The sequence below is a fragment of the Pararhodobacter sp. genome, from assembly GCF_034676545.1.
GTDB lineage: Bacteria > Pseudomonadota > Alphaproteobacteria > Rhodobacterales > Rhodobacteraceae > Pararhodobacter.
Genome location: NZ_JAUCBZ010000015.1, coordinates 2276870 through 2291482, shown reverse-complemented (window position 1 = coordinate 2291482; position 14613 = coordinate 2276870). Strand labels below are relative to the sequence as shown.

13 protein-coding genes are annotated in these 14613 nt (G+C 65.6%); 4 read left to right on the top strand and 9 right to left on the bottom strand.

Going from position 1 to position 14613, the window contains the following annotated elements:
• Window positions 1-81: 81 nt before the first annotated feature.
• From VDQ28_RS14770 to VDQ28_RS14755, 4 genes are all read right to left on the bottom strand, one after another.
• A complete protein-coding gene (locus VDQ28_RS14770) occupies window positions 82-1164 on the bottom strand; it encodes a Zn-dependent alcohol dehydrogenase (RefSeq protein ID WP_323036660.1) in 1083 nt (360 codons plus the stop codon).
• A gap of 234 nt (window positions 1165-1398) precedes the next feature.
• Complete coding sequence (locus VDQ28_RS14765) at window positions 1399-3948, bottom strand: FAD-dependent oxidoreductase (RefSeq protein WP_323036659.1); 2550 nt, start codon at window positions 3946-3948, stop codon at window positions 1399-1401.
• On the bottom strand, window positions 3945-4679 hold the full coding sequence (locus VDQ28_RS14760; RefSeq protein WP_323036658.1) for a phosphate/phosphite/phosphonate ABC transporter substrate-binding protein: 735 nt from the start codon (window positions 4677-4679) through the stop codon (window positions 3945-3947). Before VDQ28_RS14760 ends, VDQ28_RS14765 begins: the two co-directional genes overlap by 4 nt.
• The gene (locus VDQ28_RS14755) at window positions 4676-5575 is read right to left on the bottom strand and encodes a fatty acid desaturase (RefSeq protein WP_323036657.1); all 900 of its coding nucleotides are present in this window, start codon (window positions 5573-5575) and stop codon (window positions 4676-4678) included. The genes VDQ28_RS14760 and VDQ28_RS14755 overlap by 4 nt, the downstream gene beginning before the upstream one ends.
• A gap of 147 nt (window positions 5576-5722) precedes the next feature.
• Between VDQ28_RS14755 and VDQ28_RS14750 the strand changes: the two genes are divergently transcribed.
• Entirely contained in the window at window positions 5723-6568 is an 846-nt protein-coding gene (locus VDQ28_RS14750) for a helix-turn-helix transcriptional regulator (protein WP_323036656.1), read from the top strand.
• Window positions 6569-6665: 97 nt separating this feature from the next.
• Window positions 6666-8225: a trimethylamine methyltransferase family protein gene (locus VDQ28_RS14745; RefSeq protein WP_323036655.1), complete on the top strand. Its 1560-nt coding sequence runs from the start codon at window positions 6666-6668 to the stop codon at window positions 8223-8225.
• A 20-nt stretch (window positions 8226-8245) separates the two neighbouring features.
• Here the strand turns inward: VDQ28_RS14745 and VDQ28_RS14740 are convergent, their stop codons facing one another.
• Complete coding sequence (locus tag VDQ28_RS14740) at window positions 8246-9358, bottom strand: GSCFA domain-containing protein (RefSeq protein WP_323036654.1); 1113 nt, start codon at window positions 9356-9358, stop codon at window positions 8246-8248.
• A 46-nt stretch (window positions 9359-9404) separates the two neighbouring features.
• The gene (locus VDQ28_RS14735; RefSeq protein ID WP_323036653.1) at window positions 9405-10133 is read right to left on the bottom strand and encodes a hypothetical protein; all 729 of its coding nucleotides are present in this window, start codon (window positions 10131-10133) and stop codon (window positions 9405-9407) included.
• 337 nt (window positions 10134-10470) lie between these two features.
• On the opposite strand from VDQ28_RS14735, the gene VDQ28_RS14730 reads away from it, so the two are divergent.
• A complete protein-coding gene (locus VDQ28_RS14730) occupies window positions 10471-10935 on the top strand; it encodes an Rrf2 family transcriptional regulator (RefSeq protein ID WP_323036652.1) in 465 nt (154 codons plus the stop codon).
• Between the two features lie 144 nt (window positions 10936-11079).
• Window positions 11080-12615 carry an MDR family MFS transporter gene (locus VDQ28_RS14725; RefSeq protein ID WP_323036651.1) on the top strand — a complete coding sequence of 512 codons (1536 nt, stop codon included), beginning with the start codon at window positions 11080-11082 and terminating at the stop codon, window positions 12613-12615.
• On the opposite strand, the gene tsaA is transcribed toward VDQ28_RS14725, so the two are convergent.
• The 3 genes from tsaA to VDQ28_RS14710 form a co-directional block, all read right to left on the bottom strand.
• Entirely contained in the window at window positions 12612-13064 is a 453-nt protein-coding gene (tsaA, locus tag VDQ28_RS14720) for a tRNA (N6-threonylcarbamoyladenosine(37)-N6)-methyltransferase TrmO (RefSeq protein ID WP_323036650.1), read from the bottom strand. The two genes, VDQ28_RS14725 and tsaA, sit on opposite strands and share 4 nt — an antisense overlap.
• 225 nt (window positions 13065-13289) lie before the next feature.
• Window positions 13290-13535, bottom strand: a complete 246-nt coding sequence (locus VDQ28_RS14715) for a hypothetical protein (protein ID WP_323036649.1) — start codon at window positions 13533-13535, stop codon at window positions 13290-13292.
• Window positions 13532-14590, bottom strand: coding sequence for an ornithine cyclodeaminase family protein (locus VDQ28_RS14710; RefSeq protein ID WP_323036648.1), 1059 nt, complete (start codon window positions 14588-14590; stop codon window positions 13532-13534). Before VDQ28_RS14710 ends, VDQ28_RS14715 begins: the two co-directional genes overlap by 4 nt.
• Window positions 14591-14613 lie beyond the last annotated feature (23 nt).

The window sequence follows — 14613 nt, the reverse complement described above, 5'->3', positions numbered from 1 at the left end:
TTCCGCCGCATGCCCGGGGTTCGGCGCGCACGTCGCCCCCCTTGTCGGCGACGGCAACGAGGTCCTGGATCACCACCGCCCTCACCGATCCATGATGATGACATTGCGCCGCACCGCTGCGCCGCGCGCATCGGCCAGCGCCTGGTTGATATCCTCGAACCGATAACGTTCGGTGATCAACTCCTCCAGCTTCAGCCGCCCTTGCCGCCACATCTCGACCAAATAGGGAATGTCGCGCTGCACCACGGTGCCCCCCATGAAACTGCCCTTGAGGGTCTGCGAGGTCGCCGCCACGACCACCGGCTCCACCGCCATTTGCGCGCCCGAGGGCGTCATGCCCACCATCACCACCATGCCCCCCTTGGCCGCCAGCGCCGGTGCCCCCTGATAGGCCGAGATGACCCCCACTGTGACAAAGACAAAATCCGCGCCCTGCCCCTCGGTCAGATCCATCACCGCGCCGCGCAACCCTTTCATGTCGGCGCGCAACGCCTCGGTCGCACCGAACGCGCGCGCCGCAACCAGCTTTTCCTCGGCCAGATCAACGGCAATGATGGTGCTGGCCCCCGCCAGACGGGCACCCTGAATGGCATTCAGCCCGACCCCCCCCGCACCAATGACCACACAAGAGGACCCCGGCGTCACCTGCGCCGTGTTGATCGCAGCGCCCGTGCCGGTGACCACACCACAGGCCAGCAAGGCCCCCAGTTCGGCGGGCAGATCCTCGGGCACCTTGGCGATCTGGCTGGCATGAACCGTCACCGCCTCGGCAAAAGCCGCGGTGCTCAACCCCTGCTGCACGATTGTGCCATCGGGCAGACTCAACACCCCGTTGCCGCGATCATACACCGTCGCGCACAGGAACGGCTTGCCTCTGAGACAGGCCCGGCACTGCCCACAACTGCGGATCAAGGTGACCACCACCTGATCCCCCACATCAAACCCAAGCACCCCGTCGCCCAGAGCCGCCACGCGACCACAGGCCTCGTGGCCATAAACCGCCGGCAATGGCGCTTGCCAATTGCCATCCAGAAACCCCAGATCCGAATGACAGATCGCCACCGCGCTGACTGTGACCTGAACCTCCCCCGGCCCCGGTGGCCGCAACACCACCTCCTCCAGCGTCAACGGCGCTCCATAGGCACGACACACAGCGGCTTTCATCTCTCTCTCCCGGTTTTTCCAATGCCAGTGAACATCCCTGCCGCCCGGATCACAAGACCACACCCCGCTCTTTGTTCCTCAAATATCCTTCGGGTGGGTTTGGGAGGGTGAAAAACCCTCCCAAGTGGGCGGGTGGGTTTGGGAGGGTGGAAAACCCTCCCAAGCGGGTGTGGGTGGCAACCCACCGGCGCGCCAAGGGGCCACAAGGCCCCGCGAAGCGCCGCCCCCCTCACGTCACATCCGCATGCGCGACCCGTCCGGATCAAACGGCGGCTCCCGCACGATCCGCGCCGCGCGCCGTTCGCCCAGGATCTCGACCTCGAACATCCCCGCCGCGTCGACCTCGGCCAGCGCCGCCGGGATATAGCCCTGCGCCATCGACGCCTGCACGAAATGCGCGTACCCGCCCGAGGTCACCCAACCGACCACCCGCCAGTCGCCGTCGCGCGCGGGATCGGGCGCGGGCACCGTCGCCCCGGCCGCATCGAACCGCGGCGCGCCATACCCATGCGGCGGGCTGATCGTGCCATGATCCATGTCACCGACCCGCGCCCAGATCGGCTCGTCGCCCATCACATCGGCACTGTCCGCCTCGACAATCAGCGACACACGCCGCAGCCTTGGCCCTGCATCCCGCTCGCGTGCCGCCGCTTCACGACCAATGAAATCGGGCTTTTGCAGCTTGACGAAACGCTCCATGCCGCCCTCGAACGGGCCATAGATCGGCCGCAACTCGGCGAACCAGGTGGGGAAATTCTTTTCCAGCCGCATCGACAACAGCGCGCGCATGCCGAAATCGACGATCCCGTGCTCCGCCCCCGCCGCCTTGATCGCCAGATAGACCCGGCGTTGCGCGGCGGGTTTCATCCACAGCTCATAGCCCAGATCGCCGCTATAGGTGATCCGGTTGACCATGCAGGGCGCGCCCGCCACATCCATCTCGCGGAAATCCATGAATTTGAACCCGGCATTCGAGACATCGACATCGACCAGTTGCACCAGCACATCGCGCGCCTTCGGGCCGCAGATCGACAAGCCCACCAGATCCATATGGAACCGGTGCAGCGTGACCGAGCCATCATCGGGCAGGTGCTGCTGGAACCAGCGCATGTGATATTTCGACGCCCCCAGCGAGCCCCAGATCAGGAACCGCCCCTCCGCCGCCTTGGCAATGGTGAAATCCCCGATCAACTTGCCCGCCTCATTGAGCATCGGCGTCAGCACCAGACGCCCGACGCGCGGCAGGGTGTTGGTCATCAAATGATCCAGCCACGCCTCGGCACCCGGTCCCGAGACCTCGTATTTCGCGAAATTGGCGATTTCCGTGACACCCACGCGTTCACGCACCGCGCGGACCTCGTTGCCGACATGCGCGAAATCATTCGAGCGATGGAACGACGGGATATCCTGCGCCTCCTCGGGTGTGGGCGCGAACCACAGCGGCGTCTCCAGCCCCCAGGTGTCGCCCATCACCGCGTTGTTGTCGCGCAGCATCAGGTCGTACAAAGGCGTGGTTTCCGCGGGGCGCGCGGCGGGCAATTCCTCGTTCGGAAAGCGGATCGAGAAGCGGCGCGCGTAATTCTCGCGCACCTTGGCGTTGGTGTAGCGCAGCGTCGCCCAGTCGCCAAACCGCGCCACATCCATGCCGAACACGTCATGGCCCGGATCGCCCTGCGTCATCCAGTTGGCCAACACAAGGCCGACACCACCGCCTTGCGAAAAGCCCGCCATCACCGCGCAGGCCGACCAGTAATTCGTCAGCCCCGGCACCGGGCCGACCAAAGGGTTGCCGTCCGGCGCAAAGGTGAAGGGGCCGTTGATCACCTGCTTGATGCCCGCGCGCTCGACGGCGGGGAAATGCCGGAAGCCGACCTCCAAAGACGGCGCGATGCGGTCCAGATCGGGGGCCAGCAATTCATGGCCGAAATCCCACGGTGTATGGACCGGCGACCACGGCTTGCAGGCGCGCTCATAGGTGCCCAGCAGAATGCCCTGCCCCTCCTGCCTTGTGTAGATTTCGCCTTTGAAATCAATCACCCCCACCAATTCGCGCCCGGTCGCGGCGTTGAACTCCTGGACCTCGGGCATGGCGTCGGTCAGCAGATACATATGCTCCATCGCCAGCACCGGCAGTTCCAGCCCGACCATGCGCCCGACCTCGCGCGCCCACAGCCCGCCCGCATTCACCACATGCTCGCAGCGGATCGGCCCATGCGCGGTGTGCAGAGTCCACATCCCGTCGGGGCTTTGGGTGATGTCCTGCACCGGGTTGCGCAGCTCGATCTCGGCGCCCAGAACCTTGGCTGCCTTGGCATAGGCGTGCGTCGTGCCGGACGGGTCCAGATGCCCCTCGACCGGGTCCCAGAGCGCGCCGACAAATTGCGTCTCGTCCATCAGCGGGAACATCGCCTTGGCCTCAAGGGGTGTGATCAGCTCGGTCTCCATGCCCAGCGCCCGGCCCCGCGCATGGGTCAGGCGCAGGAAATCCATGCGCTCGGCGCTGTCGGCCATCATCACGCCGCCGGTCAGATGCAAGCCGCAGGATTGGCCGGATATCTTTTCCAGTTCCTCATACAAGGACACCGTATAGGCCTGTAACCGCGCCACGTTCGGGTCGCCGTTCAGCGTGTGAAAGCCCCCCGCCGCGTGCCAGCTTGACCCCGAGGTCAGTTCCGATCGCTCGATCAGCAGCACATCTTTCCAGCCCGCCTTGGCCAGATGATAGAGCACTGAACAGCCGACCACGCCGCCGCCAATCACCACTGCCCGATAGGTTCGCGTCATAGATCACTCCTTGCCGGGGCGGCATGGCACCCCAGGGTTATCAATGTCTCCCGCAGCGCTTGCGCGGTCTGCGGATCGGTCGCGCGCGACGTCACATAGGGCAGCCCCCAGCGCTCTGCGCTCCAGCCGACCACGACCAGCGCCTTGGCGCAAGGTTCATGGCGTCGTGCCAAGGCCCAGGACCGGCAATCAATCGCCGCCAGATCCGCGCGTCCCTCGGCCACCGCCATGATCGAGGCCCGGTGGCTGCCGGTTTCCACGCATCTGGCCGCCAATGCACCCGGATCGGCGCCCAGATCCTTGCGCAGCCCCAGATACCCCGACAGCGAATCGCGGCTGTTGAGGGCAAAGACCCTGCCCGCCAGCAGACCGACCGGCAGCAATGCCCCTGCCCCCGTCGGCACCTTGGCCGCCGCCCCCGCGCGCGCCACCAGCGCCGAACGATAGAACGCACCGCGCCCGCCCGTAAAGGCCGTGTAATCAGGCTGCGCCAGTGGCAAAAGCCTATCGATCAAGCCCAGGGACAACGGCCCCCAGCAGGTCTGGCCAAACACCAACCCCGGATCGCACCACAGCGCCATCGGTCCGGCTGTGGGCGTCGGCGTCACGTCCAGCGGCAGATCGCACCCCGGCAGACGCGCTAGAACCCCCGCCCGGATCGCCGACCAGAGCGCCGCCGTCTCGGCGCGCACCTCGGGCCAGTCATACATCGGCAGCGTTGCCAGCCTCATGAAACGCCCGGCTCGGCCTCGCGCCGCAACACCGGATGCGCCACGGGTTCCTTGGCCGTCAGCGCCCATTGCCGCCACAGCGCGCGGTAATTGGGGAACACATAGCCTTGGTTGAGGTCCTGCCAATACGCGCGCCGCTCGGCATAGAGACGCGGCAACCTGTACCACGGCGCCGAGGGCAATTGGTGGTGCACGATGTGCAGGTTGTTGAACAGGAACACCCACGCCAGCGGGGATGACTCGACAATGATGGTGCGCCCCTCGGGGGTTTCGTGCCAGCGATGCTCGGCAAAGGTGCGCAACGAGATCAGCGACAGCGCCGGCCAGCAGACCGCCAGCACATAGAGCCAGATCGGAATCCCCATCGCCCAGACCAGCGCCAGAACCACCGCCACCGCCGGAACATGCAGCGCCCAGGCCCGCCGCACGCCCCGCGCATCGGCGCGCAGCAAGTGTCCGTCACTGACCAGAAACGCCACACCCGCCAGCCACGGCCCCATCACGATCCGCCCCAGCAAGGTGTTGTTGGCGCGCAGCACCCGGCGGAACCATGCGGGCATCGCCGCATACCGATAGCGCGCAAGATAGTAGCTTTCAGGGTCATGCAGCGGATCGGTCAACTGCTCGTCGTGGTGATGCGCCAGATGCGTGGCCTTGTAGCGCCGATACGGATGCAGCAGGGTCAGCGGCAGCGTGACCAGCGCCTCGTTGATCAGGCGGTGACGGGTCGGATGGCCGTGCAGACATTCATGCACCAGCGACGATTGCAACGCCCCCATCAGCGCCATCACCGCCAGCGCCAGCGCCGGAACCAGCGGCCAAAGCCAGAGCCCCGCCGCCAGCCAACTGCCGTAACACAGAATGATCAGGCCAAGCGTTGGCCACTCCAGTCTCATGCACGATCCCTTGCGAAAGTCACGCCGACAGTGTCGGGCAAACCCGGCGTGGCACAAGCGCAGTGTGGGCCGCATTTTGGTGCAGGATTGACGCATTCAGTCACATATGTTTACTGAACTCTACACCACGCGAGGGAACCCGCCGCCATGGGCAAACGCCAGACCGCCGCCCTGTTCCGCACCCGCCTGGCGCATCTGCACGCGCAATCGGGCCTGACGCAGACCGCCTTTGCCCAGGCCATCGGCATCGACCGCTCGGCGCTGTCGCAACTGACCTCGGGGCAAAACCCCCGCCTGCCGCGCGCGGAAACCCTGTTGGCGCTGGCCCTGCGGTTTCAGGTGTCGACCGACTGGCTGCTGGGCCTGACCGAGGATCGCGGGGTCCTGTCGCAGGCGCTCAATGTCGTGGAAACCGAGCAGGCGCTGGACGAGCAGAACCGCACCGCGATGGAGCGCTGGCACCATGAGGCAACCGGGCACAAGGTGCGCTACGTTCCCGCCCATCTGCCCGATCTGATGCGCACCCCGGCGGTCATAGCCTTTCAGGCGCAGTCCTCGGCGCAGGAACGCCGCCGTTTGCAGCGCCAGACGGACACGCGGCTGCATTTCTCGCGGATGCCGGAGTCGGATATCGAGATGTGCATGCCGCTGCAAACCCTGGAGCTGTTCGCCGCGGGGCTTGGCCCCTGGGCCGGGCTTTGCGCCGCCGATCGTGCCGAGCAACTGGCGCATATCGCCGCCACGCTTGATGAACTCTACCCCGCGTTTCGCATGTATCTGTTCGATGCGCGCAAGCATTTCGCCCCGCCGATGACCGTGTTCGGCTACCTGCACGCGGCGATTTATGCCGGCGAAATCTATCTGCTGGTGCGCTCCAAACATCTGGTTCACGACCTCGCCCGGGTCTTTGACAGCCAGATCCGCAACGCCGAGGTGCACGCCCATACCGCCGCGCAATGGGTCCGCGATTTGCCCGTCGCACCCGATCCCTGAAAGCTGACTCTGCAAACGCTCTTTGTACACAAGTGACCTCTTGCCGCGCGCGCAGCCCGCCGCTTAGAGTTTGCCCACAAACAGGGGGATTGCGGGCATGTCGGACGAGGCAACAGGACGGCGGCAACGGCATGGCGGGCGCGGTGGCAATGCCCGCCGCACCCCCGGTTTCCATCTGGATCAGATGCCCTGGCGCATTCCTTTCAACCCCGACCGCCCGACCGAACCGATTGACGCCGAGGGCGTGCAGGCGATCCACAAGGGGGCCATGCATATCCTGTCGGAAATCGGCATCGAGTTTCTCAACGACGAAGCCTTGCAGATTTTCCGCGAGGCCGGGTGTCGGGTGGACGGGATCACCGTGCGCATGGACGAGGATTTCATCATGGAGATGGTGCGCCGCGCGCCCGCTTCGTTCACCATCACCCCGCGCAACCCGGCGCGCCAGATCACCATCGGCGACGGGCATATGGTGTTCATCAACGTCTCCAGCCCGCCCAATTCCTGGGACATCAAACGCGGCAAACGTCCGGGCGATTTCGAGACATTTCGCGATTTCATGAAATTGACGCAGTTCTTCAATTGCATCCATGTCGCGGGGGGGTATCCGGTCGAGCCGGTGGATATTCACCCCGCGGTGCGCCACCTCGATTGCGTCGCGGAAAAGCTGATTCTGACCGACAAGGTTTGCCACGCCTATTCCTTGGGCCGCGAGCGGGTCGAGGATGTCATGGAGATGGTGCGCATCGCGGGCGGGTTGCGCCACGAAGACTTTGACGCCAGCCCGCGCCTGTATACCAACATCAACTCGGTCAGCCCGCTGAAACATGATTTCCCGATGATCGACGGCGCGCTGCGGTTGGCGCGGCGCAAGCAGGCGGTGATCGTGACGCCCTTCACGCTGGCGGGCGCCATGGCCCCGGTGACGATGGCGGGCGCCGTGACCCTGTCGATTGCCGAGGGGTTGGCGGCGATCGCGCTGCTGCAATACGTCTCACCGGGCTGCCCGGTCGGTATCGGCACGTTTACCTCGAATGTCGATATGCGCTCGGGTGCGCCCGCCTTTGGCACGCCCGAATACATGCGTGCGACGCAGATCACCGGGCAACTGGCGCGATTCTACGGCTTGCCCCTGCGCTCCTCGGGTGTCTGCACCGCCAATGTGCCCGACGCACAGGCGATGTGGGAGACCTCGAACAGCCTGTGGGCCGCCGTGCAATCGGGCAGCAACATGGTCTATCACGCGGCGGGCTGGCTGGAGGGCGGCTTGATTGCCTCGCCCGAGAAATTCGTCATGGATTGCGAGGTGTTGCAGATGATCCAGCGCTATTTCGAGCCCGCGACCTATGCCACCACGCCCGAGGATATCGCCCTTGACGCCGTCAAACAGGTCGGCGCGGGCGGGCATTATTTCGGCTGCGAGCACACGCAGGCGCGCTACACCAACGCCTTCTACAGCCCCATCGTCAGCGATTGGCGCAATTATGAGGCCTGGCAGGCCGATGGCGCGGTCGAAACCCCCGAGCGCGCGCACCGGATCTATCGCGACATCATCGACAATTTCGAGGCCCCGGCCATGGACGTGGCGATCCGCGAGGAACTCGACAGCTTCGTCACACGCCGCAAGGCCGAAGGCGGCGCGCCCACCGATTTCTGACCCAAGCGCCGGGCCGTCGTCTAGTCCTTGGGCGGACCGAACGCGGCCAGGATTTCCTCGTCGCATTTCACATCGTCCAGCGCCAGATCACCCGCGTCTTGTCGCGGCGCGGGCGGCGCGCGGCGCGTGGGCAAAGGACGCGGCGCGGGGGTGGCCGCCGGGCCTTCGGCGCGCCTCATGGCGGTGGGCGGCTGGTGCTGGGCCATGAATTGCGCCATCACGAACGCAACCCCGGCCGGAGCCACTTCGCGTTGTGTCGGGGCCAGGAAATAGCCCTTCATGAAGGGCGCGGTGATCATCTCGTACGACGGAAAATAATCAATGAAATCATGCGCATCATACAATTCCCCCGCCACCGTGCGCAGCAGGGATTTGGAATAGGCATTGGCCACCGCAACCTGTTGGTCGGTGGCCGTCGCCATGATTGCCACCGGGCTGACCGTGAGCAGGATTTTCAGTTTGGGATTGATCGCCCGCAGGGCGGCGATCGAGGCTTCCATATCGGCGCGCACCTCGACCGAATTGAGGTTGTGAAAGCGGTATTTGGTGTCATCATACACCCCGCCCGCCGTGCCCGGGCACAGGGGAAACGCCGCGCCATCATGCCGCGACAGCCACGCCTCGGTCATGCCCATCGTGAAAACGAACACGTCTTGCTCGTGGAACATCTCGACCACATGCTCCAGATGGTCGCGCTGCAACACCTGCAATTCCGCGACCGAACCATAGGGCTCGGGCTCAATCGTCGGGCGGAACGGATCGACCACGCCGCCGTCCTTTTCCCAATGCGTCTCGGTGGGGGTGAACTGGCCCAGCGCCCGCTGGATCAGCTGGATCAACTGGCGCGTGGTGTAGACGTTGCCATAGCGCGCCGAATACAGCGCATAGCCGTAGTCGCGATGCAGCGCCACCGGCAGCCCCTCGGGTGCGGGTTCCACATCAAGATAGCGAAACCCGCTTTCGCGCAGGTTTCGCCCCAACTGCTGCGCAAAGCAACTGCCCGCCGTCGCGATCCTGGCCCCCTCGAGGCTGAAGCGTTTCTCGTACCAATCCGGAACATCCTGCGGGTGATACGGGGTCACCGTCTCTTTCCAATACGCTTTTGCAGGTTGGCTGCGATAGGGGTGGTCCATGCAAGTCTCCGAGGTCAGCGTCAGGAAGGAACGAAATCCGGCCGGGTCATGCGCGTGCGGCCTGTTCATCGGCAAAGGCGCGCGCCCAAGCCTCGATGCGCCGGATCATCAGCACGCCAAACGCCTCGTTGGCATGATGCGGGTCCATCGGGTCGGGGTGTTTGTAGAGCGCGCGCATATAGCCCTCGTCATCCAGACACTCCGGCGGAAAATCAATGACCGGTGCCACGCGTTTCGCCAGCTCCGCGCGCATGATCTCTTGAAAGGCCTGGAAAATCCCCAGAACGCGCTCGGCCCCAATGCGGCCGATGGCCTGACTGTCGCGGAAAACCGCGGGCGGCGCGATGGAGAACACCGGCTGCCCCTGAGCGTGGAAATGATCGAGCAGCCCGAGGATATGCGCATGATCGGCCTCGACCATCTTGCGAAACACCGCCCGCGAGATCGGCCGCCCGCTGCGCATCCCGGGCAGGCAATGATTGCCGCCCACCATGCGCCGCATCACCCGACCATGCCACAGCGCCATGCTGAAGCCGATGGCATCAAACGACAGTCCCTCTGGCGGCACCCGGTCCATGCGGTCGCGCACCTCCTCGTCGATGATCCTGGCATAGCCCTCGGCAGGTTCCCAGAACGGTTGCGACAGGTTCGCGCCATTCGCCAGCGGCAAGATGGTCAGCGACACCGCCGGATCTGTCTCGTTTTGCGCGACCAAGTGATCATGGCCACGCTTGAGCGCCCCGATATGCGAGTCCCCGATCAGTAAGAGTTTCATGCGTGGTCTCATGTTCAAGTGCCGTGCGATCCGGTGGATCAGATGCCTCTTTATGACAGGTTGATCGCACGGTGCAAACCTGCGGATCGCCAACGCAGGACCAAAATCGCCAGCGCCGCCCGTTTGTCGCCAAACGACCGGGGATCATCGGCAGAACCGCCCCCGTTGCACCCGGCGCGCGTCTTGTCCCGGCGGCGTCATGCAAAAGGCCCGATCCGCCGCGCGCACAAACCCGGATCGGGCTTGCGGAGTTTGTGATCTGAATCAAGGCCCTCGCCCGAAGCCACCCCTACCTTGCCCCGAACCGCCACGTTTGCGGACCCAACAGCGGTGTGCCATGCGACTGACCATGCGAACCAATCTGGCGATGCGGACCTTGATGCATTGCGCCACGCACGCGCCCGAGATGCTGCGCACGGCAGATGTCGCGCGGGCCTGCAATGCCTCGTTCCATCATGTCGCGCAGGTGGTCAACAAGCTTGAAAGCGAGGGATTTCTGCGCACCACGCGCGGACGCGGCGGCGGGATAACCCTGGCAAAGGCGCCCAAGGACATCGCGGTCGGGCGCATCTTCCGACTGTTCGAATCCGATCTGCCCTTTGCCGAATGCATGGACACGGCGCGCAACACCTGCCCGCTGGCCGGCGCCTGCCGCCTCCAGGGGATGCTCTGCGAGGCGCTGGGTGCGTTTTATGCGTCGCTCGACCGCTATGTGCTGGCCGATCTGGTCGACGGCAACACCGCGCTGGCCGCGATATTCGAGGCCGACCGCGCGCAACAAGACGCCGCCACCACCGCCTGACAGCCGCGCAAGCGGCGCGATGCGGGCCGCGCGGCACACAGGTATTTCACTTGTTAACCCTTGCACTCGGGTTGGTGACGGGCGTATTTGGTGGCTGTGGGATGCATGTTCCGCGCGCCCAAACCGTCAAACCAGAGCCACAGCATGACCCAGACGCCCCCCGCACAAGACGCCACCCGCGCCAGTTCAACCCCTGCCCGCACCGGGTCGACGCGGATGGTGATCGGCTCAGTGGGGATGCTGCTGCTGATGGCGTCGCTGGATCAGACCATCGTCTCGACCGCGCTGCCGACGATTGTCTCGGACCTTGGCGGGCTGGAACATCTGTCCTGGGTGGTCACCGCCTATATCCTGGCCTCGACAGTTGCGGCACCACTTTACGGCAAATTGGGCGACATCTATGGCCGCCGCCGGATGGTGTTCATCTCGGTCGGGCTGTTCCTGTTCGGCTCGTTGCTGTGCGGCCTTGCCAACAGCATGGCGTTCCTGATCGTGGCGCGTGCGGTGCAAGGTCTGGGCGGCGGAGGCCTGTTCGTGCTGGCGCTCTCGGTGGTCGGGGACGTGCTCAGCGCCGCGGAACGCGGCAAGGTGCAGGGCATGTTCGCGGCGGTGTTTTCCATCTCGTCGATGATCGGCCCGCTGATGGGCGGCTGGTTCGTCGAAATGTTCAGCTGGCACTGGATTTTTCTGGTCAACGTGCCGGTTGGCATCATCGCGGTGGCGGGCTTCGCGATCAGCTTCCCGGCGCAAACCATGAGCCGCAAACACAAGATCGACTGGGCCGGCGCGGCGGCGCTTTCGATAGCGCTGGCCTCGCTGACGCTGCTCACCAGCCTTGGCGGCCACAATTTCCCCTGGGCCTCGCTTCCGGCCGTCGCGCTGATGGCACTGACCCTCACGGCGGTGGCCGCGTTCATCTTTGTCGAAAGCCGCGCCGAAGAGCCGATCCTGCCGCTGGGCCTGTTTCGCGGCAACGTGTTTCGCAACACCGGCATCCTCAGCTTTCTGACCGGCGCCTGCATGTTGGGCGCGGTCACCTTCCTGCCGGTTTACCTGCAAATCGCGCGTGGCGTGACGCCGATGGAATCCGGCCTGCTGCTGGCACCGATGACGCTGGGCATCATCATGGCGACGACCATCTCGGGCCGCTACATGCGCCGCACCGGGCGTTACAGCGTGCTGGCAAAAGTCGGAATGCCGCTGATGGGTCTGGCCGCGCTGGCGCTGACCCAGATTGCCGTCGATACCTCGATCTGGTCTTTCGCCGCCGTTCTGGTGCTGTTCGGCTTTGGCATGGGGTTGATCTTTCCGATCCTCTCCACCGCCGTGCAAAACGCCGTGCCGCGCGCCTTGTTGGGCACGGCGACCGCCTCGGGCATCATGTTCCGGCAAATCGGCGGCTCGCTGGCGGTGGCCGTGTTCGGCGCGATGATGGCCGCGCGGCTGGCCTCGCGCATGGGCGGCCAGATCAATCTCGCCTCGGAAATGGCCCCGCAAGCCCTCGCGCAGCTGGACCCGGCGTTGCGCGACAGCATTGCCGACGCCGTGGTCAATGCCATCGCGCCGATCTACTGGATCGTCGCCGCGATGGCCGTGCTCGGCTTTCTGGTGTCCTGGCGGCTTCAGGAAATCCCCTTGGCCAGCCACACCGTGCCACCCGCCGCCAAAACCGGCGCTTAGATCGACTGCGGGCAGCGCCCCGGCTTGATGTCGATCAGCGGCGTGCCCGACACCGCCTCCAGCCCGCGCACGATCAAGCGATTGCCCTGACGCGCCAGCAAGCGCACCGTGCTGACCGCAATCGGGTTGGGCCGCACCGGCGAGCGCAGCGCAAACACCCCGCGCGGCCCGCCGCCGTGGCTGGGGTCGATCACCAGCAGATCGCGGCGCGCCAGATGGAACCACAGATAGAGTTCCAGATACGCGAAGTTCTCGACCCCGTGCAGCGCCTGATCCCACGGCGGCGCTACAATCACGGTGCACTCCGGCCCCTCCATCGAGCCTTGTTTCGGGCAGGCCGCACGCGTGGTCCAGGGCGTTTCCACATGGCCGATGAACCCCAGAACGGCATCGGCACCCAGCGCTTGATCGGTGGCAATCTCATGAGGTTTCAAGGGCTTGTCCGGCATTATCATTCCTATGTCGCGGGTGGCATGAAATCAGGCACCAGACCCGAGGCGGCGGGCAACGGCTGCGGATCGCGCCCGGCGAAAAACCCGTGCCCCGAGATCAGCGCCCCAAAACACCGCGCCGCGCGCCCGCCCGGAGCGTCCGTGTGCCGCGGCCCACGCCTCGGCGCCAAGGAACGAGAGCCCCCGGCGGTGGTATTTCGTCAGCGCCTGCTCCTGCGGCGGTCAGGCCCCGTTGGTCAACACCACCGGTTTCTTGCCCGCCGCCCAGCGCCGGGCGATCCGCGCGCCCGCGCCGCGGATCACCGTGCCGCCCATGTTCAACACGCCAAACGCATCGCGGACAAACCCGTCATGGCGCGCGATCACCGCGCTCAAATCCGGGATCGGCGCGTTGACCAGAGGATAGCCCCGGCGGGCTTTGGGCAAGTGATGCGCAAAGGCCCAGCGCGCATCGGGTTTGCGGGTCAAAATGCGACCTCGGTTCCCCGCCCCTCAGCCTCGGCGCGGGTCAGGATATGCTGCGCACAGGCCAAATCCTGCGCAATCACCCCCAGCGAGCGATAAAGGGTGATCTGAGCGGCATCCCGGCGCCCCTCGGCCTGACCTTCCAGAACCGCGCCGATTTCCGCGCCGATCTGCTCCGGCATAAGGGTGCCCGCCGCGATCATATCCACCAGCTCGCCCGCCTGCGCCAGGGCCGAGGCCCGGGAATCGACCCAGACCGACGAGCGCAGAACCACCGCATCATCAACCTCGCGTTTCGAGGCCACCGACGCGCCGACGATGTTCAGATGCTGGCCCGGCTCCAACCAGTCACCGCACAACACCGGCGTCGGCGCATTGGTCACCGTACAGACGATATCCGCCCCCGCAACCCCGGCCCGCGCATCGGTGCCCGCCGTGACGCGCAGATCCGGAAACGCCCGTCTGGCGCAATCCGCGAACGCGGCCGCCGTTTCGGCGCGCCGCCCGACGATATGCACCGCCTCCAAGGGCCGCACCGCGCCGAGGGCCGCCAGGTGATGTTCGGCCTGCTCACCGGTGCCAATGATGGTCAGCCGCCGTGCGTCAGGCCGTGCCAGCGCGCGCGTCGCCACGCCACTGGCCGCCGCGGTGCGGATCGCGGTCAGCAACCCCGCGTCCATCATCGCCACCGCGCCGCCCGTTTCCGGCTCGAACAGCACCACCGCGCCGCGATGCCCCGACAAGCCCTTGGCCGGGTTGCCCGGAAACAGGCTGACCAGCTTCACGCCAAAACACGGCGGCTGATCCAGCGCGCCCGACATGACCCCCATCATGTTCGGCCCGCCCACCGGCACCACATGGCGCAAGGGCATCTGCGCCTCACCCCGCGAAACCCGCTGCATCACCTGCGCGACGGTCTCGATCGCCTGATCCATCGGCAGCAACGCCGCCACATCCGCATTCGACAAAACCCGCATGTCAGGCCCTCGCTCCACGCCATTGGCCACATGGCCAAACCCATCCCCGCCGGGATCACCCCGGACTACATGACAGGTCACAGTCTGTAGAGGTATTCTGGGCG